The organism is Nocardia sp. FBN12 (assembly GCF_054031145.1).
Genome location: NZ_CM132926.1, coordinates 117416 through 141966 on the forward strand (window position 1 = coordinate 117416; position 24551 = coordinate 141966).

General features: G+C 65.0%; 12 protein-coding genes and 1 tRNA gene. 10 read left to right on the forward strand and 3 right to left on the reverse strand.

All coding sequences use genetic code 11. The annotated features are described in order from the left end of the window. Positions 1–21 precede the first annotated feature (21 nt). From ACWZHB_RS00610 to ACWZHB_RS00645, 8 genes are all read left to right on the forward strand, one after another. Complete coding sequence (locus ACWZHB_RS00610; protein WP_427905979.1) at positions 22–1218, forward strand: aminotransferase class I/II-fold pyridoxal phosphate-dependent enzyme; 1197 nt, start codon at positions 22–24, stop codon at positions 1216–1218. Next, the gene (locus ACWZHB_RS00615; RefSeq protein WP_427905980.1) at positions 1215–1673 is read left to right on the forward strand and encodes a DUF5360 family protein; all 459 of its coding nucleotides are present in this window, start codon (positions 1215–1217) and stop codon (positions 1671–1673) included. Before ACWZHB_RS00610 ends, ACWZHB_RS00615 begins: the two co-directional genes overlap by 4 nt. Continuing rightward, positions 1670–2887: a methionine adenosyltransferase gene (gene metK / locus ACWZHB_RS00620; protein ID WP_427905981.1), complete on the forward strand. Its 1218-nt coding sequence runs from the start codon at positions 1670–1672 to the stop codon at positions 2885–2887. Before ACWZHB_RS00615 ends, metK begins: the two co-directional genes overlap by 4 nt. Next, complete coding sequence (locus ACWZHB_RS00625; RefSeq protein WP_427905982.1) at positions 2884–3858, forward strand: carbohydrate kinase family protein; 975 nt, start codon at positions 2884–2886, stop codon at positions 3856–3858. The genes metK and ACWZHB_RS00625 overlap by 4 nt, the downstream gene beginning before the upstream one ends. Then, positions 3855–7442, forward strand: a complete 3588-nt coding sequence (metH, locus tag ACWZHB_RS00630; protein ID WP_427905983.1) for a methionine synthase — start codon at positions 3855–3857, stop codon at positions 7440–7442. The genes ACWZHB_RS00625 and metH overlap by 4 nt, the downstream gene beginning before the upstream one ends. Positions 7443–7465: 23 nt before the next feature. After that, entirely contained in the window at positions 7466–8938 is a 1473-nt protein-coding gene (gene ahcY, locus ACWZHB_RS00635; protein WP_427905984.1) for an adenosylhomocysteinase, read from the forward strand. 235 nt (positions 8939–9173) lie between these two features. Further along, on the forward strand, positions 9174–10121 hold the full coding sequence (metF, locus tag ACWZHB_RS00640) for a methylenetetrahydrofolate reductase [NAD(P)H] (protein WP_427905985.1): 948 nt from the start codon (positions 9174–9176) through the stop codon (positions 10119–10121). A gap of 219 nt (positions 10122–10340) precedes the next feature. After that, positions 10341–11261: a ScbA/BarX family gamma-butyrolactone biosynthesis protein gene (locus ACWZHB_RS00645; RefSeq protein ID WP_427905986.1), complete on the forward strand. Its 921-nt coding sequence runs from the start codon at positions 10341–10343 to the stop codon at positions 11259–11261. A 17-nt stretch (positions 11262–11278) separates the two neighbouring features. On the opposite strand, the gene ACWZHB_RS00650 is transcribed toward ACWZHB_RS00645, so the two are convergent. Further along, the gene (locus ACWZHB_RS00650; protein ID WP_427905987.1) at positions 11279–11917 is read right to left on the reverse strand and encodes a ScbR family autoregulator-binding transcription factor; all 639 of its coding nucleotides are present in this window, start codon (positions 11915–11917) and stop codon (positions 11279–11281) included. Positions 11918–11961: 44 nt separating this feature from the next. On the opposite strand from ACWZHB_RS00650, the gene ACWZHB_RS00655 reads away from it, so the two are divergent. After that, positions 11962–12897, forward strand: a complete 936-nt coding sequence (locus ACWZHB_RS00655; protein WP_427905988.1) for an NAD-dependent epimerase/dehydratase family protein — start codon at positions 11962–11964, stop codon at positions 12895–12897. Between the two features lie 306 nt (positions 12898–13203). Here the strand turns inward: ACWZHB_RS00655 and ACWZHB_RS00660 are convergent, their stop codons facing one another. Both ACWZHB_RS00660 and ACWZHB_RS00665 read right to left on the reverse strand, forming a co-directional pair. Continuing rightward, entirely contained in the window at positions 13204–14394 is a 1191-nt protein-coding gene (locus tag ACWZHB_RS00660; RefSeq protein ID WP_427905989.1) for a Fic family protein, read from the reverse strand. A 368-nt stretch (positions 14395–14762) separates the two neighbouring features. Beyond that, positions 14763–14844, reverse strand: a tRNA-Leu gene (locus tag ACWZHB_RS00665). A gap of 373 nt (positions 14845–15217) precedes the next feature. Here ACWZHB_RS00665 and ACWZHB_RS00670 point away from each other — a divergent pair. Then, a complete protein-coding gene (locus ACWZHB_RS00670) occupies positions 15218–24544 on the forward strand; it encodes a fatty acid synthase subunit beta domain-containing protein (RefSeq protein ID WP_427905990.1) in 9327 nt (3108 codons plus the stop codon). The last annotated feature ends 7 nt before the right edge of the window (positions 24545–24551 follow it).

Below are 24551 nucleotides of genomic sequence, written 5' to 3' on the forward strand. Positions count from 1 at the left end.
TGACCAACTAGGAGTAATACAGTGACTGTTCAATGGATGGAGAAGGAGTACCATGCCTTTCTCGAGTTCAAGAGTGGGCTGCGTGAAGCCGACGGCTCGTTGGCCTATCTGAAGAGCCTTCCGCACGGGAACGTGCACCGGTATTTGTCTCATGATGGCCATGTGGTCAATTTTTCGACCTATGACTACTTGGGGCTCGGTGAGAACGATCAGGTACGTGAATTCGCTAAATCCTGCATCAACAGATACGGAATTTCGACCAGCGCGAGCCGGATGGTTTCTGGTGAGCTAGACCTGCACCGTCAGCTCGAGGATCGGCTATCTGCCTTTCTCGGTACCGAAGACGCGGTGACCTTCGTCAGCGGGCACGCTACGAACGTGATGACGATCGGCTATCTGTTCGGACCGCATGATTTGCTGATCCACGACCAGTATGCGCATAACAGCATCGAAGTCGGTTGCAACCTCGCCGGCGGCGAGATTCGACGATTTCGGCACAACGATGTCGCGGATCTGGAGCAGATCTTGATAGAGGCGGGGCAGAGGCGAAGAGTCGTCGTGTGCATCGAAGGGCTCTACAGTATGGATGGAGATCTACCACCATTGCCCGAAATTATCGAACTGAAGCGCAGATTCGATTTTGTGCTGTACGTCGACGAAGCGCATTCGATCGGAACTATAGGACGCACCGGGCGGGGAGTGACCGAGCACTTCGGGATCGACGTCGGCGAGATCGATGTCTTGATGGGGACGCTGAGCAAGAGTATGGGTAGCTGCGGCGGGTTCATCACCGGCTCGCGGGAGCTGGTGGACTACCTGCGTGTCTCGGGCCCCGGATTCATGTTCAGTACCGGCCTTCCCGCCCCTGCCGCAGGCGCGGCGCTGAAGGCTCTGCAACTTTTGTCCGAGAACCCCAACTATGTCACTGATATTCAGCACAAATCACGTCTGTTCAGCACTAAGCTTCACGGTGGGGCCGGGCAGCAGACGCCGATTATTCCGTTTCTCGTCCGCCACGACTGGGTAAACGACTTCGCTCTGCGCTGTCAGCAGGCAGGGGTAAGAGTCTTCCCCATCTCTTATCCTGCTGTCCCGAAGTCTGCCACGCGAGTTCGGTTCTTCCTCTCGCGTCTGCATACGGATGCTCACCTGCTCGAATCTGCTGAACTGATCAATTTCATCTCAGACGAATTCTCGTCGGAACGGAGTGCTTCGTGAGCTTGAAGATCGGGAAGATCCTACTGCTGGTGACCGATGCCCTGCTCATGCTCTATTGGGTTGCCGTAGCGATAAACATGATTCCTAAGGAGTCGGCCTTCCGGGACTATACCAATCCAATTATGCAGGCTTGGAATTGGTCGTTCTTCCCACTCGATCTGGCTGCGTCGATTTTTGGGTTCGCTGGTGTCTACTTGGTTCGGATCCGTCATCGAATCGGCTGGCTGATCCTGACTATCGGATTGACGCTGACCTTCTGTGCTGGGTTCATGGCTATATCTTTCTGGGCATACTATGGAGACTTCAATGTCAGTTGGTGGATTTCCAACGCTCTATTGATGGTTGTGCCTGCAATTGTGTTTGCAATTCTAGTTTTCGACCGTGCTGCAAGTGAGGAGATCGCCTCCGAGCTGCGAGGCCGAAATGTCGACTCGGGGATCAAGGAAAACGCATGACTACCGAATCCAATCTGTCGGGGCATCGATTGTTCACCAGCGAATCGGTCACCGAGGGGCATCCCGACAAGATATGTGACGCGATAAGTGATGCTGTGCTGGATGCATTGCTGGCCGCCGATCCTAGCGCCCGTGTCGCGGTAGAAACTTTGGTGACCACCGGGCAGGTGCACGTCGTAGGCGAGGTGACAACGACGGCATATGTGGATGTCCCGTCGATCGTTCGCGAGACGATCGTGCAGATCGGGTACGACAGCTCCCAAAAGGGTTTCGATGGACGGACCTGTGGCGTCAATGTGGCCATCGGGGCGCAATCACCCGATATCGCTCAGGGCGTAGATCGTGCATATGAGGCGCGAGTGGACGGTGCCGAAGATGCAGTTGCGCAGCAGGGCGCGGGAGACCAGGGCCTGATGTTCGGCTACGCAACGTCCGAAACGCCGGAGTTCATGCCGCTGCCGGTTGCATTGGCGCACAGGCTTTCTCGCCGCCTATCCGCAGTGCGGAAGAACGGGTCAGTGCCCTATCTCCGGCCGGATGGCAAGACACAGGTCACCGTCGAGTACGACGGTGACGTTCCGATCCGTGTGGACACTGTGGTCATCTCGAGCCAACATGCGCCGGGGATCGACCTGGAGGTGATGTTGGCCGAGGACTTGGTCACTCATGTGATCGATCCTGTGTTCGCTGGGCTACCGAGCACAGTCGACGCAGAGAAGCCTCGGGTTTTCATCAACCCGACCGGAAATTTCGTCATCGGCGGCCCGATGGGTGATGCGGGGCTTACCGGTCGCAAGATCATTGTTGACACCTACGGTGGCATGGCGCGCCACGGTGGGGGCGCGTTTTCCGGGAAGGACCCGTCCAAGGTCGACCGTAGTGCCGCGTACGCAATGCGGTGGGTGGCCAAGAACGCGGTCGCCGCGGGCCTCGCCGAACGGATCGAAGTGCAGGTTGCGTACGCCATTGGCAAGGCCGCCCCTGTTGGTTTGTTCGTCGAGACCTTCGGCTCGGAGCAGTGTGATCCAGCTGCGATCCAAGAGGCTATCTCGAAGGTTTTCGATCTGCGCCCGGGCGCGATCATTCGCGATCTAGATCTTCTGCGTCCTATATACGGACCGACCGCCGCGTACGGGCACTTCGGTCGCACCGACCTGGATCTTCCGTGGGAACGATGTGACCGCGTCGACGAGTTGAAGGCTGCGATCGGATGATCTTCGTGTCCGGGTCCATCGCGACCGACCATCTGATGACGTTCCCAGGAAGGTTCGCGGAGCAATTTCTGCCTGACCAACTCGAGCATGTGTCGCTGAGTTTCCTTGTCGACGACCTGGAGATCCGACGAGGTGGCGTAGGGGGAAACATCAGCTACGGCCTTGGTGCGCTGGGAGATGCGCCGGTGCTGATCGGTGCAGTCGGAGCGGATTTCGGCGACTACGAGACCTGGCTGACCGCACACGGAGTAGATGTCAGCAGTGTGCGCGTGTCCCGGCGCGCGCACACCGCCCGGTTCGTGTGCACAACGGATCGTGACATGGCGCAGTTGGCAAGCTTCTATCCGGGTGCCATGTCCGAGGCTGTGGAAGTCTCGCTCCCAACTGTTGTTGCCCGTCTCGGCCGGCCCAATCTGGTGCTGATCGGCGCCAACGACCCAGCGGCGATGCTCGCGCATACCGAGCAGTGTCGGGAGCTCGGCCTCCCGTTTGCCGCTGATCCATCGCAACAACTGGCTTTTCTGGGCGGCCGGGAGATTCGCGATCTCATCGGCGGCGCCGAATACCTGCTGACCAACGAGTACGAATGGGGCCTTCTGCGGCGAAAGGCAAAGCTCACCGAGTCAGAAGTGCTGGCGCGCATCGGCATTCGAGTTACGACGTTGGGTGCGGACGGCGTCGAGATTGCTCATTCGGGTGGTGACACATTCCGTGTTGCTGCAGTGCCGGAGACCACGAAGGTGGATCCGACCGGCGTCGGGGATGGGTTCCGGGCCGGGTTCCTTTTCGGCCGAGCAGGCGGTCTCACACTGGAGCGATCGGCCCAACTGGGCTCTATCGTGGCTGTGCTCGTGCTCGAATCCGTCGGTCCACAGGAGTGGACGTGGGACACCGAGGTTGCGTTGAAGCGCCTGACAAACGCATACGGGCAGTCAGCGGGAGACGAGATTGCGACACTATGGCCTCGGTGATCGGTCGCCTTTTCGATACCACGCTCCTCGACACGCTCCGGCGGCGTGTCGTCATCGGCGACGGCGCGATGGGCACGATGTTGCAGGCCGCGGATCTGTCGCTCGACGACTTCCGCGGCCTCGAGGGTTGCAACGAGATCCTCAACGACACCCGCCCTGATGTGCTGGCCGAGATCCACCGCGCCTACTTCGCCGCGGGCGCGGATGCGGTGGAGACCAACACCTTCGGCTGCAACCTGCCCAACCTCGCCGACTACGACATCCAGGACCGCATCCGCGATCTGTCCGAGCGCGGCACCCGCATCGCCCGCGATGTCGCCGACGAGATGGGCCCCTCGGCCGACGGCACCCCGCGCTATGTGCTGGGCTCGATGGGCCCCGGAACCAAGCTGCCGACCCTGGGCCACGCCCCGTTCGTCTCGCTGCGTGATGCCTACACCGAAGCCGCGCTCGGCATGCTCGACGGTGGTGCCGATGCCATTCTCATCGAGACCTGCCAGGACCTGCTGCAGGTCAAGGCCGCGATCACCGGTAGCCGCCGGGCGATGATCGCCGCCGGTCGCCGGATCCCGATCATCACCCACGTGACCGTGGAGACCACCGGCACGATGCTGGTCGGCAGTGAGATCGGTGCGGCGCTGACCGCGCTGGAACCGCTCGGCATCGACATGATCGGGCTGAACTGCGCGACCGGTCCGGCGGAGATGAGCGAGCACCTGCGGCACCTGTCGCGGCACGCGAACATCCCGGTGTCGGTGATGCCGAACGCGGGTCTGCCGGTGCTCGGTGCCAACGGCGCGGAGTACCCGCTCACCCCCGAAGAGCTCGCTGTCGCGATGAGCGGGTTCGTCTCCGAGTTCGGGCTCTCGCTGGTCGGTGGCTGCTGTGGCACCACCCCGGAGCACATTCGGCAGGTCGCCGAGGCGGTGCGCGAGGTCGAGAAGACCCTGCCCGCGATCGCCGATCGTCGTCATCCCGAGCACGAACCTGCTGTGTCGAGCATGTACACCGCTGTCCCGTTCGAGCAGGACGCGTCGATCATGATGATCGGTGAGCGCACGAATGCCAACGGCTCCAAGGCTTTCCGTGACGCGATGCTGGCCGCGGACTGGCAGCGCTGCCTCGAGATCGCCAAGGACCAGACCCGCGACGGCGCGCACATGCTCGACCTGTGTGTCGACTACGTGGGCCGCGACGGTGCCGAGGACATGAACGAGCTGGCCTCGCGGCTGGCGACCGCCTCGACGTTGCCGATCATGCTCGACTCCACCGAGGTGCCGGTGTTGCAGGCAGGTCTGCAGCATCTGGGTGGCCGGTGCGCGGTGAACTCGGTGAACTACGAGGACGGCGCGGGCCCGGATTCGCGGTTCCAGCAGATCATGCGGCTGGTCTCCGAGCACGGTGCCGCGGTCGTCGCGTTGACCATCGACGAGGAAGGCCAGGCGCGCACGGCCGATCACAAGGTCGCGATCGCCGAGCGCCTGATCGACGACATCACCGGCAACTGGGGCCTGGCGGAGTCCGACATCATCATCGACACCCTGACCTTCACCCTGGGCACCGGGCAGGAGGAGTCGCGCAAGGACGGCGAGGAGACGATCAAGGCCATCCGCGAGCTCAAGCGCCGCCGCCCGCAGGTGCAGACCACTCTTGGGTTGTCGAATATCTCTTTCGGTCTGAATCCGGCCGCCCGGCAGGTGCTGAACTCGGTGTTCATGCACGAATGTGTCCAGGCGGGGTTGGATTCGGCGATCGTGCACGCGTCGAAGATCCTGCCGATGAGCCGGATCCCCGACGAACACCAGCAGGTCGCCCTCGATCTGATCTATGACCGCCGCACCGAGGACTACGACCCGCTGCAGAAGCTGATGGCGTTGTTCGAGGGTGTCTCGACGGCGTCGTCGAAGGCCTCACGCGCGGAGGAAATGGCGCTGCTGCCGTTGTTCGAACGCCTGGAACGGCGCATCGTCGACGGTGAGCGCAACGGTCTCGGCGACGATCTCGACGAGGCGATGCAGACGGTGCCGCCGCTGCAGATCATCAACGAGACCCTGCTCTCGGGCATGAAGACCGTCGGTGAGCTGTTCGGTTCGGGGCAGATGCAGCTGCCGTTCGTGTTGCAGTCGGCCGAGGTGATGAAAACCGCTGTCGCGCACCTGGAACCGCACATGGAGGCCACCGACGACGCGGGCAAGGGGCGGATCGTGCTGGCCACGGTGAAGGGCGATGTACACGACATCGGCAAGAACCTGGTCGACATCATCTTGTCCAACAACGGCTACGAGGTGGTCAACCTCGGCATCAAGCAGCCGATCGCGACCATCCTCGACGCCGCGCAGGACAAGAAGGCCGACGTGATCGGCATGTCCGGGCTGTTGGTGAAGTCGACGGTGGTGATGAAGGAGAACCTCGGCGAACTCAACACCAAGGGTGTGGCCGAGCAGTTCCCGGTGCTGCTCGGTGGCGCCGCGCTGACTCGTTCCTACGTGGAGAACGACCTGACCGAGGTCTACGACGGCGAGGTCTATTACGCCCGCGACGCGTTCGAGGGCCTGCGGTTGATGGACGAGATCATGACCGTCAAGCGTGGCGGTGGCCTCGACCCGGACAGCCCGGAGGCGATCGCGGCGAAGGAGAAGGCCGCCGAGCGTAAGGCGCGCCATGAGCGGTCCAAGCGGATCGCGGCCGAGCGCAAGGCCACCGAGGCGCCGATCGTGGTGCCCGAGCGCTCCGATGTCGCCGCGGATCTGCCGGTGCCGACGCCGCCGTTCTGGGGCACGCGGGTGATCAAGGGTCTGCCTTTGGCGGAGTACTCGGGGCTGCTCGACGAGCGGGCGCTGTTCCTCGGCCAGTGGGGTCTGCGCGGGCAGCGCAAGGGTGAAGGCCCGACCTATGAGGATCTGGTGGAGACCGAGGGCAGGCCGCGGTTGCGGGCCTGGCTCGATCGCCTGGCCACCGAGGGTGTGCTCCAGCACGCGGCGCTGGTCTACGGGTACTTCCCCGCCGTGTCGGAAGGTGACGAGGTCATCGTGTTGACCGAGCCGAATCCTGATGCACCGCAGCGGTATCGGTTCACGTTCCCGCGTCAGCAGCGTGATCGGTTCCTGTGCATCTCGGACTTCATTCGTTCGCGTGAGCGGGCTCGCGAGACCGGGCAGGTCGATGTGTTGCCGTTCCAGTTGGTGACGATGGGACAGCCGATCGCCGACTTCGCGAACGCGTTGTTCGCCGCCGACAACTATCGCGATTACCTCGAGGTGCACGGTATCGGTGTGCAGCTCACCGAGGCGCTGGCCGAGTACTGGCATCGCCGGGTGCGTGAAGAACTGACCGTCGACGGCAAGTCCGTCGCCGCCGAGGATCCCGCTGATGTGCAGGATTACTTCAAGCTCGGTTACCGGGGTGCGCGGTACTCCTTCGGTTACGGGGCCTGCCCGGACCTGGAAGATCGCGCCAAGTTGGTCGACCTGCTCGACGCGGGCCGGGTCGGGGTGACGTTGTCGGAGGAACTGCAGCTGCACCCGGAGCAGTCCACGGACGCGTTCGTGCTGCTACATCCCGAAGCCAATTATTTCAACGCCTGACCACTGATCAGAGGAGACACCAAATGACGATCGCACTGGACACATCACTCACTCCTGACGTCCGCAACGGCATCGACTTCAAGGTGGCAGACCTCTCGCTGGCCGAATTCGGCCGTAAGGAGATCCGCCTCGCCGAGCACGAGATGCCGGGCCTGATGGCACTGCGTCGTGAATACCACGACGTTCAGCCGCTGAAGGGCGCGCGAATCTCCGGATCGCTGCACATGACGGTCCAGACCGCCGTCCTGATCGAAACCCTCGTAGCGCTGGGCGCCGACGTGCGCTGGGCCTCCTGCAACATCTTCTCCACCCAGGACCACGCCGCCGCCGCCATCGTGGTCGGCCCGAACGGCACCGTCGACGAGCCCAAAGGCATCCCGGTCTTCGCCTGGAAGGGCGAGACGCTCGAAGAGTACTGGTGGGCCGCCGAGCAGATGCTGACCTGGCCCGGCGCCCCGGCCAACATGATCCTCGACGACGGCGGCGACGCGACCATGCTCGTGCTGCGCGGTGCGCAGTTCGAGAAGGCCGGTGTGGTTCCGCCCGCCGACGCCGACCACTCCGCCGAGTACACGGTGTTCCTCGACCTGCTGCGCGAGAGCATCGAGGCCGACAAGACCAAGTGGAGCACCATCGCCGAGTCGGTCAAGGGTGTCACCGAGGAGACCACCACCGGCGTGCTGCGCCTGTACCAGTTCGCCGCCGCGGGTGAGCTGGTGTTCCCGGCGATCAACGTCAACGACTCGGTCACCAAGTCCAAGTTCGACAACAAGTACGGCACCCGCCACTCGCTCATCGACGGCATCAACCGTGGCACCGATGTGCTCATCGGTGGCAAGAAGGTGCTGATCTGCGGTTACGGTGACGTCGGTAAGGGTTGCGCGGAGTCGCTCGCGGGCCAGGGCGCGCGCGTGCAGGTCACCGAGATCGACCCGATCAACGCGCTGCAGGCGCTGATGGACGGCTACGACGTGGTCACCGTCGAGCAGGCGATCGGCGATGCCGACATCGTCATCACCTCGACCGGCAACAAGGACATCATCACCCTCGAGCACATGAAGGCGATGAAGGATCACTCGATCCTGGGCAATATCGGCCACTTCGACAACGAGATCGATATCGCGGCGCTGGAGCGTTCGGGCGCGACCCGGATCAACATCAAGCCGCAGGTCGACGAGTGGACCTTCGATTCGGGCAAGGCGATCATCCTGCTGTCGGAGGGTCGTCTGCTCAACCTCGGCAACGCGACCGGCCACCCGTCGTTCGTGATGTCGAACAGTTTCTCCAACCAGGTGATCGCGCAGGTCGAGCTGTGGACCAAGCCGCAGGAGTACGACAACGAGGTCTACCGCCTGCCCAAGCACCTCGACGAGAAGGTCGCCAAGATCCACGTCGAGGCCCTCGGTGGCACGCTGACCAAGCTCACCAAGGATCAGGCCGAGTACATCAACGTGGACGTGGAAGGCCCGTACAAGCCCGACCACTACCGCTACTGAGATCCCGCCGTTGTCAGCCGAGCCCGATTTCAGGGGCTCGGAAAGCAGCGTAGGCAAGCGATGGTCTCGGTCGAGACCATCGCTGACCTGTTCAGTTGAAGCATTTGGCTGTGTACCGCACCCGGCCACGATCGCTTCGGCAGCGACCAATTACGGACCCGACGCTCCATCAGGCACACCTGTTGAGCGACCCAGAATGTCAGCCCGCTGATCGAACCGGACACGGAGCCGCGAGATGACCGCATTCATTCCGCCCATAGACAATGCCGAAGCTACTGTGGCGCAGCGGCTTCGGCTGAGCAGTACTGGTAAGACGCCGTTTTCGGTCGAGTTTCTGCCGCCGCGGGACTCTGCGGCCGAGGCTCGCCTGTGGCGGACGGTGCGCACCTTCGAGCGCCTGGACCCTGCGTTTGTGTCCGTCACGTACGGAGCAGGCGGGTCAACACGGGAGCACACGGCGCGAATCGCAGGCGAGATTGCGCAGGGGACAACACTGTTGCCTGTCGCTCACCTGACTGCGGTTGGCCATAGTGTCGCAGACCTGAGGGCAGTTATCGGCGCACATGCCGAGGGTGGTGTTCGCAACATCCTTGCGCTGCGTGGTGACCCGCCTGGAGACCCTTTGGGGGACTGGCATAAACACCCGGATGGCCTCGAGTACGCGGAAGAATTAGTCCACCTGGTCGATGAGTGCGGCGACTTCCATGTTGGTGTCGCAGCGTTCCCTGAAGGTCATCACCGCGCAGGCGGGCTAGCCGAGGACACCGAAAACCTCGTACGGAAACTACGCGCAGGCGCCGACTACTCGATCACCCAGATGTTCTTCATCGCCGACGATTACCTACGGCTTCGGGACCGTGTCTCAGCAGCCGATCCTGAGCAGGGCGCCAAACCGATCATTCCGGGGATCATGCCAATCATCTCGGTTCGAAGTGTTGCACGGATGGCCGAGTTGTCTGGGGCTGTTATCCCGGCCGCGATGCTCGCTGACCTGCAACGAGCTGCGGGCACTGGACCGAGCGAGGACGTCGACGCCGTGCGTGCAGTTGGCGTCGAGATAGCCTCGCTGCTGTGCGAACGGCTCATTCGAGAGGGCGTGCCAGCGTTGCACTTCTGCACCCTCAACCAAGCCACGGCGACCTGTGAAATTCTTGACAATCTGAATCTCGCAAGCCGGAGGTAGCGGATCCCGAACGCGGCTCGCGCAGGGTAATGCGGGTGCGGAACCAGCGCGACGGTACAAATCAGGAGGGTCATCCTTCTTGTGCCCCGGGATATATTGCGATAAGATGAACAACTCAAATTTCCTGCTATCTCCCTAGCGAATGCGGTACTGTTTCCGATCTGTTATCGTTGAAGGCGGAACAAATGTTGCAAATGTCTTTGCAGGGGGCAACTTCAAATGACAACAGGTTTAGCTGCTCAGCGTAAAGTGCTGAAGTTCGACTCGACCGTATCGCGAGTATACGTGCATCGGCAGTCGGTAGCGGAGGTATTCCTGACAGACCATCTGCGATTGTCTGAGCATGAATTCGCTGTCGGTGCGCAATGGCCACGAGCGCACGAACTCTATAGGCCGACCGACGGTTCGTACAATATCCTTTTCTATGCGGAGACGCTCAGGCAGGCCGCGATCTATCTGGCACACCGATGCTACGATGTACCGCTCGATCACTGTTTCGTAATGAGCGAGATCGATGTCCAAGGGTTACCGTTCGGTGTCCGTGTCGACGACCACGCAGCCGAGGTCTCTGTAGACGTCAGAATGTCTGGACTGCATTACCGCGATGGGCAACTAGCACGATTCCGGATCGAACTAGAGTTCCGCATCGGCGGCTCGAGAATCGGGTTCGGCAATGGTGCGGCGCAGATTCTGCCGCCCGAAGTATACAAGCGCCTCCGGTGGCGACACCGGCGACCCGACGATGTGGGCGCTCCGATCTGCGGACAACCTTGTGCAGTACCGGCGACTGCTGAATTGCTCCCGAGTAACGTCGTACTCGGCCCCAGGATCGGGCCGTCGGAATGGGAACTGCGGGTCGACGATGCCCATCCGGTGTTGTTCGATCATCCATCAGATCATGTGCCTGGTGCGCTGCTGCTGGAGGCGATATGCCAGGCAGGCCGGGTTCTGACGCAGAATCGGGCTACCGTCGTCGGTCTCGGAGCCACATTCCGGAAGTACGCAGAGCTGGACCGGCCAGTGACCGTCGCAGCCTGCACTGACAGTAGTGGCAAGGTGTCAACTGCGCGTGTCGTCTTCCGGCAGGAGAGCGCTGAGGTCGCAGTCGGCTACGTCTCATTCGCTGAGTCTCGGACGTGACCACGACTCTGCGTGGTTCACGGATGGGGGTACCAACGGGCTGCGCGAATACGGTCGATCTTCGTGCACCGAGACGCGGGCATGATGCCTGGCAAAAGCAGCGACCACATGTCGTCAACACGCAGTTCGAGATCCTCGCGGCCGGTCAGCACCAGCGAAACCAGTTGAACGCCGGTGAATGCCGAGATCACGAAGCGCGAGAGAGATTGCGACGAGACGCTGTCGAGAATGTCGCCCTGGTTGCGGGCACGTTCGACGAGCATCTCGCATGCCTCGATCCAGCTCCGGTAGGGGTCAACCGGGCCTCTTGCGGATGTCAACTCGAGGGTGAGGCGAATGCCGGCCCGGACGATCGGGTCAGTGACGATCTGGCGTGCCATCTCGTGGCACAGCATCACGATCTGCTCGACCGCGGGAGAGTTGCATCGATCGATGTTTTCGACGGCTGCGATAGACCGACAATGCTGCTCTTCTATAACTGCTCTAGCAAGTTCCTCTTTTGTGCGGAAATGAAAGTGCAGTGCACCTCTGGTCGTTCCGGATTGCTCAACGATCATGCCCATACTGGCACCGGCGAAGCCTTCGGTGTCAAAGGTCGAGGCCGCGCCACGGACGATCTGCTGGCGCGTTGCGAGAGCGCGGTCTTGCTGAACCATGCGACCTCCCTTCGTGCTCGTGAGAAAACAGCGGTGAAATCGATATGACAGTATCAGTGCCGGTCGGTCCACGGGGCGGCGCAGTCGGTAGAGTGCCCGTAATAGCCGTTCTTGGTGCAACCGGAATGGTGGGTTCCGCGACAATGCGCGCATTGTCCTTGCGCGGTTTGCGGCACTATGGTGTCGCTCGCAATAGGCCGATATCGAAGAATATGACGTTTTATGAAACAGCAGACATATGTGATCAGGACAGTCTGCGCGGTGCGCTATCCGAAGCGGATGTGATCATTCACGCAGCCTCTTATACTGGACGGGCTCCAGCAGAGTCCGATGCTGTCAATCGAATTGGCGCCGAGAACGTTGCGGCTGTAGCTGCACAATATGGTATATCGAGAATCATCTATGTCAGCACAGTCGGCGTATACGGAATCGGACCGCATCGAGGAGTTGTAGAGAATGAAGTTGTTCCGAATCCCGTAACTCATGTTAGCAAGAGCCGCCTGGCCGCCGAACATATTATCCGCAGGGCCGGTGGGATTGTCGTACGTCCCGGCTTTGTGTACGGCAAGGGTGACCGATGGTTTCTGCCCGGTGTGGCATCGATATTGACCCGTCTGGGTGCATGGATCGACGACGGCGGGAGTCAGATATCTGTCATTTCTATGGATGATCTCGCCGGTATTCTCTGTGATCTCGCAACTATCATCGAGCCTGTCGATGATCTGTACCATGCGTGCGAGCTAGACCCAGTGACTATGCGGAATGTCGGAGAAGTCGCGAATCGAACGTATCCGTTTGAATTACCCAGATCCAGTATCGGGTTCGAAGAAGCTCGACGGAATTGTGTAAATGTAGGCTTGTCTGAACGTGAGATCGACCTGGTAGGACTGGATCACTACTACGATGCGAGCCGAATCTGGGCGGCAACTCGTTCGTCCCCATCGACGCATTTCGATCAGTTAGCTAAGCAAGACACCTGACATGCTGTCCCGACGCGGTGGCACATCCTGAACGGAGACTAAGTCATCAAGGGTTCCTGCGGATGTCGGTCTACATCGTGATTCTTGGCGTGGAGGCTAGGTGAACTAGCTCACGCTTGAACGGCACGGCGGGCCACCGACAACACCGCTCATGGCGCCGCGACACCAACAACACCGCTCGGCCGACTCGCTGGCGGAGCGGTGTTCAATTTCGCGACCAGAATCTGGCTGCAGGCCGCCCAAGTGATGCCGAGATTCGCGACCAACCGACACCAAACTCCACGACCAAAAGCCAATGGGCCGACCTCAAGGAATCGTCTGCGTAAGCACCTGGAGGACGCGGGGTGCATAGATGCGGCGCTTGTAGGTGTTCGGGTTCGCGACTCGGAGTATCCCCAGGTCGATGAGCTGGCCGACGAGCTTGTTCGCTCGGCCGTACGAGATTTTGAGCTCGGTCTCGACTTGGCGCACGGTGAATGACGGGTTCGCGATGGCGAGATCGATCAACGTGTGCGCGCTATCGGCGCGCAATGCCGATCTTCGCACGACTTCTTTCAACTCGCCCTGGACCTTGACGAGGGCGATCATCTGGCGCCGAGTCGATTCCGCGGCCTCTCGCAGACCTTGAGCGAAGAATCGGATGTAGCTGTCCCAGTCGCCTCGAGTGCTGACCGCGAGGAGTCGGTTGTAGTAATCGTCGCGCCTCGCCTCGAACCATGGTGAGACAGTGAGCGTCGGCTCGGTCAGTACCTGGGTGAGCTGGAGGTGCATGACGATCAATAGCCGACCGAGTCGGCCGTTGCCGTCGCGAAAGGGATGGAGTGCCTCGAACTGGTAGTGCGACATCGCTGCCGCGACGACCGGATCGATCGTGGCGGAGTGGTCTCTGCGGATCCAGTCGACGAGGTCCTGGACACCGATACTCAAGGTGTCATCGGGCGGTGGTGGAATGAACCGAGCGGCGTGCACTGGTGCCATCCCGGGGGTCGCGTCGGCTCTGCGACCGATCACGACCTGCCGGTCGCGGAGCCGGCCGGACTCCGACTCCAGCGAAGTTGCTCGCATCAGGATGCCTTGCAGGCTGCTGAGCAGGGATGTGGTCACTGGGCGGTCGTCGGAGATCCAGGAGAACGCGTAGTTGGCCATGCGTACGTAGTTGAGGATTTCCGTTAGTTCGGCAGTCGCCGGAGCCTCTTCGTCGGCGGTCAGCACCTCGGCCAGCGGCGCGTAGGTTCCCTCCAGCGCAGAGGTACTCTGCGCTTCGCGACGCAGTGTCGGAAGCCGGAGAAGTTGCGGGTTCGGTAGCTGGGCGGCTGTGCTGTCGAGTGCCGCCAGAGCCGCTCGCGCTGCGGTCGTTGCGAGAATGGTGGGAACGCTCAGCTCAGGCATGACATCGGGGAGTGGTGCCGCGACGAACGCTTTGTGCTTCCAATCGCCGAAGACCGGATCTGTGCCCCAGATGTCGACGAGTGATCCAGATTCGCTGCTTAGGAACATACTGAGGTCCACCATGTCACTCTATAGGCAATTCAGTGACATGGTTGCTTTCATCATGTCACTTTGAGACAAGTGATTCAGTGGGCATCGACGCTGGTCTCCGCCGTTGCAGTCCCATAGGAGCTCTCGCGGGGTGTCCTTGACCGGCGCCCCTCCAGCCAGGTCCGTTGAGGGATTCACTCTCGTTCTACGGAGTTGGTTCGCTGGCTCCGTGGCGGCCGCGACCACGACGCAGGCACGTGAGCAGGGAAGCAAACACGGCATACGCGCGCATGCGACTGAGGTCTGGGGCGGGACGAGTGGCTCGATCGCCGACGATCACCACGCCGGCGCCGGAGCCCCGATCTGGCCCGAAAGCCAGGAATCTGTGCGCGAGGGGGGACTTGAACCCCCACGTCCGTGGACACCAGAACCTAAATCTGGCGCGTCTGCCAATTTCGCCACTCGCGCTTGGATGTGTACGACCGTCCAAACTCTACCGGGCGAATCGGGCTGTGCGAAGCGTTGGGGCGGCGTGGCGTACTCGTGGGTAACACTACCTGGGATTATAACGATTCGATAAACCTCAATATGAGGGGCACTCATGTTTGAGACTTGGGGTAACGGGTTGGACCTGCGGGTTCAAACATGAGGGCGGGTCATGTTTCAGAAGGTTTTGGTACGTACGTACGGAAATACTCGGGAGTAGGGCTCGGCTGGGCTGGAAACGTGAGGCTTTCCTCATGATTTTGTGCGATTGTGGCTCTCAACAGGCCCGAGGGGCTGCCGGAAACGTGTGCGTGCCGTCGGTGGGCGACACGCCAGGAGAAGGAAGTCGAGCGTCTTGACGATCAACGAGAGCACCGCAATCGGCACGGAAGCGACCACGAAGACCAACGGTCGTGGCTCGGCGAGGGGTGCCCGGGCGGCGCTGCTGGAGCAGCTGCGAACCGGGGCGGGATACGCGTTGGCGTTCGGCGGACAGGGTGCGCAGTGGCTGCGTGAGCTCGAGGAGATCGGGCGCGACAGCGCGCTCGAGCCCGAGCTGACCGCGCTGGTCAATGAGGCGGCCGTGCTGATCGAGCCGGTCGCGACCCAGCTGCTGGTGGTGCGCCCCGGTGGCTTCGACCCGATGGGCTGGGTGCTCGAGAGCGAGCTCGACGAGCCGGAGGAGCCGTCGTCGGCGCCCGCGGACTCGGTGCTGCGCTCGGTGGCAGTCTCCATGCCCGGCGTGCTGTTGGCGCAGCTCGCCGCGACGAGGGCGCTGCGGCTGCAGGGTCTCGACCCGGCCGAGCACGCGCCCGTCGCGATCATCGGACATTCGCAGGGTCTGTTCGCCGCGGCGGCGGTCGAAGCGGGCGGCACGCGTGACGCGGAGCTGCTTGCCATCGCCCAGCTCGTCGGCGCCGCTGCGGGGCTCGTGGCGCGCAGGCGTGGACTGATGCCGGTGGGCGAGCGCTCGCCGATGGTCGCGGTGTCGAACGTGGATCCGGAGCAGTTGCGGGCGATCGTCACCGAGGTCGCCGAGGGAGTCGATCCCGCGATCGCCGCGGTGGTGTCGATTCGCAACGGACGCAGGCGCGTCGTCCTCTCGGGTGCGCCCGCGCAGATCGATCGAGTGCGCACGCGTTGCGCGCAGCTGCACGACGAGCAGACCCGTGAGCGTGAGAGCAAGGCCCGCGGTGGCGCGGTGTTCGCGCCCGTGTTCGAGGACATCACCGTCGACGTCGCCTTCCACCACCCGGCGCTGGCCGAGACCGTCGACCTGGTCGCGGGCTGGGCCCGCCAGTGCGAGCTCGACGCCGACCTCGCCGCCGCCCTGACTCAGCAGGTGCTCGTCGACCCGATCGACTGGGTCGCCACCGTCGACGCCGTGGTCGACGCGGGCGCGCAGTGGATCCTCGATCTCGGCCCCGGCGACCTGCTCTCGCGGGTGACCGGCGGCTCGCTCAAGGGCACCGGTGTCGGCGTGATCGCCGCCGCCACCCGCGCCGGTCAGCGCAGCCTGGTCACCCCCGGCGCCGCACCCGAGCCGTCGACGCCGTGGTCGGCGTTCGCGCCGAAGCCGGTGCGTCTGCCCAACGGCCGCATCGTCGTCGAGACCGCGTTCACCAAGCTCACCGGCCGCTCGCCGATCCTCCTCGCGGGCATGACCCCGACCACTGTCGACGCGAAGATCGTCGCGGCCGCGGCCAATGCGGGCCACTGGGCCGAGCTGGCCGGTGGCGGACAGGTCACCGAGCAGATCTTCGCCGACCGGATGACCGAGCTGCGTCAGCTGCTGCAGCCGGGTCGCGCGGTGCAGTTCAACTCGCTGTTCCTCGATCCCTACCTGTGGAAGCTGCAGCTCGGCGGCAAGCGCCTGGTGCAGAAGGCGCGGGCGGCGGGTGCGCCGATCGACGGCGTGATCGTCACCGCGGGCATCCCCGAACTCGATGACGCCGCGGCGCTGATCGATGAGCTGTCCGAGGCGGGCATCAGCCACGTCGCGTTCAAGCCGGGCACTGTCGCCCAGATCAAGGCCGTCCTGCGCATCGCCGACGCCGTCCCGGACTACCCGGTGATCATGCACATCGAAGGCGGCAAGGCAGGCGGGCACCACTCCTGGGAAGACCTCGACGACCTGCTGCTGGCCACCTACGCCCAGCTGCGCGGCCACGCCAACGTGGTGATCTGCGTCGGTGGCGGCATCGGCACCCCCGAGCGCGCCACCGACTACCTCACCGGCACCTGGTCCACGGTCCACGGCTACCCGCTGATGCCGCTGGACGGCGTGCTCGTCGGCACCGCGGCCATGGCGACCCTGGAGGCCACCACCGCCCCCGAAGTGAAGCAGCTGCTCGTCGACACACCCGGCACCCCCGACTGGGTCGGTGCGGGCACCGCGAGCGGTGGAATGGCCTCCGGGCGCAGCCAATTGGGCGCAGACATCCACGAGATCGACAATGCCGCCTCGCGCACCGGCCGCCTGCTCGACGAGGTCGCCGGCGATGCCGACGCCGTGGCGAGCCGTCGCGCCGAGATCATCGCGGCGCTCGACGCCACCGCCAAACCCTACTTCGGCGATGTCGCCACGATGACCTACCAGCAGTGGCTGGAACGCTATGTGTCCCTGGCCGTTTCGAGCGATGTCCCGATCTCGTTCGATTGCGGCAGCGACATCGGTGACGCGATCCGCGACGCCACCCGCTCGGACTGGCTCGACATCACCTGGCGTGACCGCTTCGCGGAGATGATGCGCCGCACCGAATCCCGGCTCAACCCGGCCGACAGCGGCGAGATCGAAACCCTCTTCGCCGACGACGACGCCTTCGAACACCCGGTGCAGGCACTCTGCGCGCTGAAGAAGCAGTACCCGAGTGTCGCCGACACCGTGCTGCACCCGGCCGACGTGCCGTTCTTCGTCTCCCTGTGCAAGACACCGGGCAAGCCGGTGAACTTCGTTCCCGTCGTCGACGCCGACGTGCGGCGCTGGTGGCGTTCGGATTCGCTGTGGCAGGCCCATGACCCGCGCTACTCGGCCGATCAGGTGTGCGTCATTCCCGGCACCGTCGCCGTCGCCGGCATCACCCGCGTGGACGAGCCGGTCGGCGAACTGCTCGACCGCTTCGAACAGGACACCGCGTACAGCCTGGTCCGGGCCGGTGTCGTCCCCGAGGCAGTCGACTCGCGTCGCGTGGCAGGCGTGGTGGCGGGACCGATCGACACCGTGCTCGCCGCCCCCGACGTGCAGTGGGCCGGTCGCACCACCGTCAACCCCGTGCACCGCCTCGGTGACATCTCGGAGTGGACCTTCGAGCAGGGGAGTGCGGTGCATCACGGCACCGGCGCCACCCTGACCGAAACCACTGGTCCCGAAAGCGAATTCAGCTACGTGGAGCTGACGGTGCCGCTGGCCCGCGACTCCGTGCGGATCCGCATCACCGTGCCCGCGAGTGTGTACTCCGGTGGCGCGCCGGTGATCACCGAGGCCGACGCCGAAACCGCCATGTCGGCGCTGCTCGGCGTGGCCGCCGGGAAGTCGCTGCCCGAGGTGAAAGCCGGTGTGGCACACCTCAATCTGGCGTGGATGCCGGATCTGATCGCCGACCATGCCGGCGTTACCGGCTCGGGCCTGCCCGACACCCTCAGCACCCTCGGTCGCACCGCACCCGACGTGCTCGTCGGCGCCTGCTGGCCCGCGGTGTTCGCGGTACTCGGCGCGGCCCGCACCCCGGTCGGCGGTTCCGTCATCGAGGGCATGCTCGACCTGGTCCACCTCGATCACCAGATCGACCTGCTGAGCGAACTGCCCTCCGAGACAAGCATTCTCGTTGTCCGTGCCGAGGGTGGTGCCGTAGTCGACACCGACATGGGCCGGGTGGTCGAGGTGGTCGTGCACGTCGGCCTGATCCTCGATCAGGGCCTCGACGCGACCCCGCTCGCCCGCCTCGTCGAACGCTTCGCCATCCGCGGCCGCAACGGCGCGGGCGAGCTCACCGATCCGCCGCGCGCGGCCGGTGCGGTGTCCGACACCGCCACCGACACCCCGCGCCGCCGTCGTCGTGACGTGCGGATGGCCGCCCCGCGCGCCATGCACGCCTTCGCCGCGGTCTCCGGCGACCACAACCCGATCCACACCTCCGACGCCGCCGCCAAGCTGGCCGGCCTCGGCAGCCCGATCGTGCACGGCATGTGGCTCTCCGCCGCCGCTCAGCACGCGGTGGTCGCGGTGGATCCCGAAAGTTCCGTTCCCGCACGCACTCTCACGGCATGGACCACCCGGTTCCTCGGCATGGTGCGCCCCGGCGCGACCGTGGACGTGCGGGTGGAGCGGATCGCGGTGGACGCGGGCGCCGAGATCGTCGAGGTCTCCTGCCGCGTCGACGGTGACCTGGTCATGACCGCGACCGGGCGCACCGCCGCCCCGAAGACCGTGTACGCCTTCCCGGGCCAGGGCATCCAGCGCAAGGGGATGGGTCTGGACGCGCTGACCCGCTCGAAGGCGGCCAAGCGGGTGTGGGAGCGTGCCGACGCGCACACCCGCGAAGCCCTCGGTTTCTCGATCCTGGCGGTGGTGCGCGACAACCCGACCTACCTCAAGGCGCGCGGTGTCGAACACCGGCACCCGGACGGTGTGCTGCACCTGACCCAGTTCACCCAGGTCGCCATGGCCACCCTCGGTGTCGCCCAGGTCGCCGAGCTGCGGGAAGCGGGCGCGTTCGTCGAAGGCGCGATGCTGGCCGGTCACTCGGTCGGTGAGTACAACGCGCTCGCCGCCGTCGCCGGTGTGCTGCCCCTGGAGGCCGTGCTCGAGGTGGTGTTCCAGCGTGGCTCGGCCATGCACGAGCTGGTGCCGCGTGATGCGCAGGGCCGCAGCGACTACCGGATGGCCGCCATCCGCCCGTCGCAGATCGGGCTGCCCGACGCCGAGGTGATCGACTTCGTCAACGGCATCGGTGCGGCCACCGGCGAATTCCTCGAGGTGGTGAACCTGAACCTGCGCGGCTCCCAGTACGCCATCGCGGGCACGGTCGCCGGGCTCGAGGCACTCGAGACCGAAATCGACCGCCGCCGTGCCGAATTCGGTGGCAAGCGTGCCTTCATCCTGGTGCCCGGCATCGACGTACCGTTCCACTCCTCGGTGCTGCGCGACGGTGTGCCGGAGTTCCGGCACAAGCTCGAGCAGCTGCTGCCCGCCGAGGTGCACCCGGAAGTCCTGGTCGGACGCTACATCCCGAATCTGGTGCCGCGTCCCTTCTCGCTGGATCGCGAATTCCTCACCGAGATCGCCGAACTCGTGCCGTCGGAGCCCCTGGTGGCCGTACTGGCCGACTTCGACAGCTGGGCGCAGCGCGATGCCGAACTGTGCCGCGTGGTGCTGATCGAGCTGCTGGCCTGGCAGTTCGCCAGCCCGGTGCGCTGGATCGAGACCCAGGACCTGCTGTTCACCGACACCGCGCACGGCGGCCTCGGCGTCGAGCGGTTCGTCGAGATCGGCCTCGGTGCCACCCCGACCGTGGCGAACCTGGCCTCGCAGACGCTGAAGCTGCCCGCGTTCGGCGGGGCGACCGTAGAGGTCGTCAACGTCGAACGTGACGCGGCGGTCGTCTACTCCACCGACACCGATCCGGCCCCCGTCGACGACGACATCGACGAGACCCCGGTCGAGACCCAGGCCGCCCCGACGGCAGCCCCCGTCGCCGCCGCCGCTCCGGTTGCGACCGGCGGCCCGCGCCCCGACGACATCGCCTTCAGCGCCGCCGACGCCACCCGCGTGCTCATCGCGCTGTGGACCAAGCTGCGCATGGACCAGATCGGCCCGGTCGACACCATCGAGGGCCTCTGCGACGGCGTCTCCTCGCGACGCAACCAACTGCTCGTCGACCTCGGCGCCGAACTCTCCCTCGGTGCCATCGACGGTGCGGCCGACGCCGACATGGGCGCACTCGCCGCCACCGTCGAACGTCTGGCTCGCACGTACAAGCCCTTCGGCACCGTGCTCACCGATGCCATCGGCGACCACCTGCGCAAGGTCTTCGGCCCCTCGGGCAAGCGCCCCGCCGCCATCGGCGACCGGGTCAAGAAGGTCTGGGAACTCGGCGACGGCTGGGCCAGCCACGTCACCGCGGAGGTCTCGCTCGGCACCCGCGAAGGTGCCAGTGTGCGCGGCGGCGACCTCGGTGGTCTCGTCGGCGGTGCGCTCAGCGACGCGGCCTCGGTCGACGCCGCCATCGACGCGGCCGTGCAGGCCGTGGCGGCGCGGCGCGGCGTCGCGGTCTCGATGCCCTCGGCGGGTGGCGCGGCAGGCGGCACCGTCGACGCGGCGGCCCTCGGCGAGTTCACCGAGCAGATCACCGGACGCGACGGTGTGCTCGCCACCGCGGCCCGGGTCGTGCTCGAACAGCTCGGCCTCAGCGACAAGATCAGCGCACCCGAGGCGACTCCGGACACTCTCGCGGACCTCGTCTCGGCCGAATTGGGTTCGGACTGGCCACGTTTGGTGGCACCCGCGTTCGATGCTCGCAAGGCCGTACTCATCGACGACCGGTGGGCCACCGCCCGTGAAGACCTCGCGAAGATGTGGCTCGGCGACGACGCCACCACCGCGCAGCAGTCGATCGACGGTTTCGCCGGTGCCGGTGAAGCTGTTGCCGCCCAGGCGAACTGGTGGCGGCAGCGGGCCATGCACGAGGCCCGTTCGGTGCTGGCCGGGGTGTACGCGCAGATCGCGAAGACCGCGCTCGACACCACCGAGCCGGGCCTGTGGTCCGATGACCTCGCCGTGATCACCGGTGCCAGTAAGGGCTCCATCGCGGCAGCGGTCACCGGCAAGCTCCTCTCCGGCGGCGCGACCGTGGTGGTCACCACCTCGGGCCTCAACGACGAGCGGCTGAGGTTCTACCGCTCGCTCTACCGCGACAACGCCCGCCACGGGGCGGCGCTGTGGGTGGTCCCGGCCAATATGGCCTCCTACCAGGACCTCGACGCGCTGATCGAGTGGGTCGGCACCGAACAGGTCGACAACGCGGGCGGCGCCAAGATCAAGGTCAAGGACGCGATGACCCCGACGATGCTGCTGCCCTTCGCGGCTCCGCGCGTCGCCGGTGACCTCGCCGACGCGGGCGCCCGCGCCGAAATGGAAATGCGCGTGCTGCTGTGGTCGGTGGAACGGCTGATCGGCGGCCTGTCCGCCCTCGGCGCCGACCACGACGTGGACGCGAAACTGCATGTGGTGCTGCCCGGTTCGCCCAACCGCGGCCTCTTCGGCGGCGACGGCGCCTACGGCGAATCCAAGGCCGCCCTCGACGCGGTGGTGTTGAAGTGGAAGGCCGAGAAGTCCTGGGCCGAACGCGTCACCCTGGTGCACGCGCTGATCGGCTGGGTGCGCGGCACCGGGCTGATGGGCCACAACGACCCCATGGTCGAGGCCGTCGAGAAGGCGGGCGTGCACACCTGGTCGACCGCCGAGATGGCCGACGAACTGCTCAAGTGGTGCACCTCGCGTGCCCGTCAGGTGACGATCACCGGCCCGCAGCAGATCGACCTCACCGGCGGTCTGGCGCGCGCCAAGCTCGACCTGCCCGCGCTCGCCAAGCAGGCGCAGGAGGCCGCTGCCGAGAAGATCGAAGAAGCCGCCACCGCCGCGACGATCGCCGCGCTGCCCGCCCCGCCCACACTGAGTTCGGCACTGCCCGTGCCGGATTGGGCTCCGGTGACCGCGGAACTGAGCGACATGGTCGTCATCGTCGGTGCGGGTGAGCTCGGCCCGTACGGCTCCTCGCGCACCCGCTTCGAGATGGAGGTCGAAGACAAACTGTCGGCCGCCGGCGTGCTCGAACTGGCCTGGACCACCGGCCTGATCCGCTGGGAGAACGAACCCAAGCCCGGCTGGTACGACACCGAATCCGGCGACTTCGTGCCGGAAGCCGATGTCGCGGAGCGCTACCACGACACCGTCGTCGAACGCTGCGGTGTGCGTCGCTACGAAGACGACGGCGCCATGCTCGACAACGCGGCTCCGCTGCTCACCTCGGTGTTCCTCGATCAGGATCTGTCGTTCACCGTCGCCAACGAGGCCGAGGCACGCGCCTTCGCCACCGCCGATCCCGAGCACACGGTGATCACCCCGGTCGAGGGCTCCGGCGACTGGACCGTGACTCGCAAGGCGGGCACCGAGATCCGGGTGCCGCGCAAGGCGAAGCTTTCCCGGGTGGTCGGCGGCCAGATCCCGACCGGCTGGGATCCCACCATCTGGGGCGTCTCGGCCGACATGGCCGCCTCGATCGACCGGGTCGCGCTGTGGAACATCGTCTGCACCGTCGACGCGTTCGTCGGCGCGGGCTTCAGCCCCGACGAGCTGATGAGCTGGGTGCACCCGAGTCTGGTGGCCAACACCCAGGGCACCGGCATGGGCGGCATGTCCTCGATGCGCTCGCTCTACGTCGACAACCTGCTCGGCGAACCGCGCCCGAACGACATCCTGCAGGAAGCACTGCCCAACGTCGCCCTGGCGCACGTGGTGCAGTCCTACGTCGGCAGCTACGGCGCCATGGTGCACCCGGTCGCGGCCTGCGCCACGGCGGCGGTATCCGTCGAGGAGGGCGTCGACAAGATCCGGCTCGGCAAGGCCGAGGTCGTGGTCGCCGGTGGCTTCGACGACCTGGGTATCGAGGGCATCGTCGGCTTCGGTGACATGTCGGCCACCGCTGACTCGGCGAGCATGCGCGCCAAGGGAATCAGCGACCGCTACTTCTCCCGCGCCAACGATCGTCGCCGCGGCGGGTTCGTCGAATCGCAGGGTGGCGGCACCGTGCTGCTGGCCCGCGGTGACGTGGCCGTGGAGATGGGGCTGCCGGTGCTCGGCGTCGTCGCCTTCGCCCAGTCCTTCGCCGACGGCGTGCACACCTCCATCCCGGCGCCGGGTCTCGGTGCGCTGGGTGCGGGGCGAGGCGGCAGTGAGTCACGACTGGCGGCCGAGCTGCGCAAGCTCGGCGTGACCCCCGACGACATCGCGGTGATCTCCAAGCACGACACCTCCACCGCGGCCAACGATCCCAACGAGTCGGAGCTGCACGAGCGGCTGGCGGGCGCGCTGGGTCGCACCGAGGGCGCACCGCTGTTCGTGGTATCGCAGAAGAGCCTCACCGGCCACGCCAAGGGTGGCGCGGCGGCGTTCCAGCTGATCGGCCTGTGCCAGGTGCTGGAAAACGGTGTGGTGCCGCCGAACCGGAGCCTGGATTGTGTCGACGAGAAGATGGCGGGCTACCCGCACTTGGTGTGGGCGCGTGAGCCGCTGCGCTTCGGCGAGAAGTTCGCCCTGAAGGCGGGTCTGGTGACCTCGCTCGGCTTCGGTCACGTATCCGGGCTGCTCGCGGTGGTTCACCCGCAGGCGTTCCTCGCCGCGATCGAACCGGCCGCGCGGGCGGAGTACCAGGAGCGGGCGCAGACGCGTCAGCTCGCGGGCAGGCAGCGGTTCGCCGAGGCCATGTGCGGCGGGTCGGCACTGTACGAGAAGCCGGCCGATCGTCGACTGGGCGCCGATGGCACGCCGGCCAAGCAGATCCGTCAGCTCGAGGCCGACATGCTGCTCTCGCCGCAGGCTCGTCTCGACAGCGACGGTGTCTACAGCGCGAGCGGATGGGGTTGCGGCACCGGGCAAATCGCCCCGCAGCCGACCGAAGCGTCGTAGGCTGCCG

Bases quoted from the DNA above. Each gene is read 5' to 3' on its own strand.
- metK (WP_427905981.1), top strand. From the start codon at position 1,670: ATGACTACCGAATCCAATCTGTCGGGGCATCGATTGTTCACCAGCGAA.
- ACWZHB_RS00625 (WP_427905982.1), top strand. From the start codon at position 2,884: ATGATCTTCGTGTCCGGGTCCATCGCGACCGACCATCTGATGACGTTC.
- ahcY (WP_427905984.1), top strand. From the start codon at position 7,466: ATGACGATCGCACTGGACACATCACTCACTCCTGACGTCCGCAACGGC.
- metF (WP_427905985.1), top strand. From the start codon at position 9,174: ATGACCGCATTCATTCCGCCCATAGACAATGCCGAAGCTACTGTGGCG.
- ACWZHB_RS00645 (WP_427905986.1), top strand. From the start codon at position 10,341: ATGACAACAGGTTTAGCTGCTCAGCGTAAAGTGCTGAAGTTCGACTCG.
- ACWZHB_RS00650 (WP_427905987.1), bottom strand. From the start codon at position 11,917: ATGGTTCAGCAAGACCGCGCTCTCGCAACGCGCCAGCAGATCGTCCGT.
- ACWZHB_RS00655 (WP_427905988.1), top strand. From the start codon at position 11,962: ATGACAGTATCAGTGCCGGTCGGTCCACGGGGCGGCGCAGTCGGTAGA.
- ACWZHB_RS00660 (WP_427905989.1), bottom strand. From the start codon at position 14,394: ATGTTCCTAAGCAGCGAATCTGGATCACTCGTCGACATCTGGGGCACA.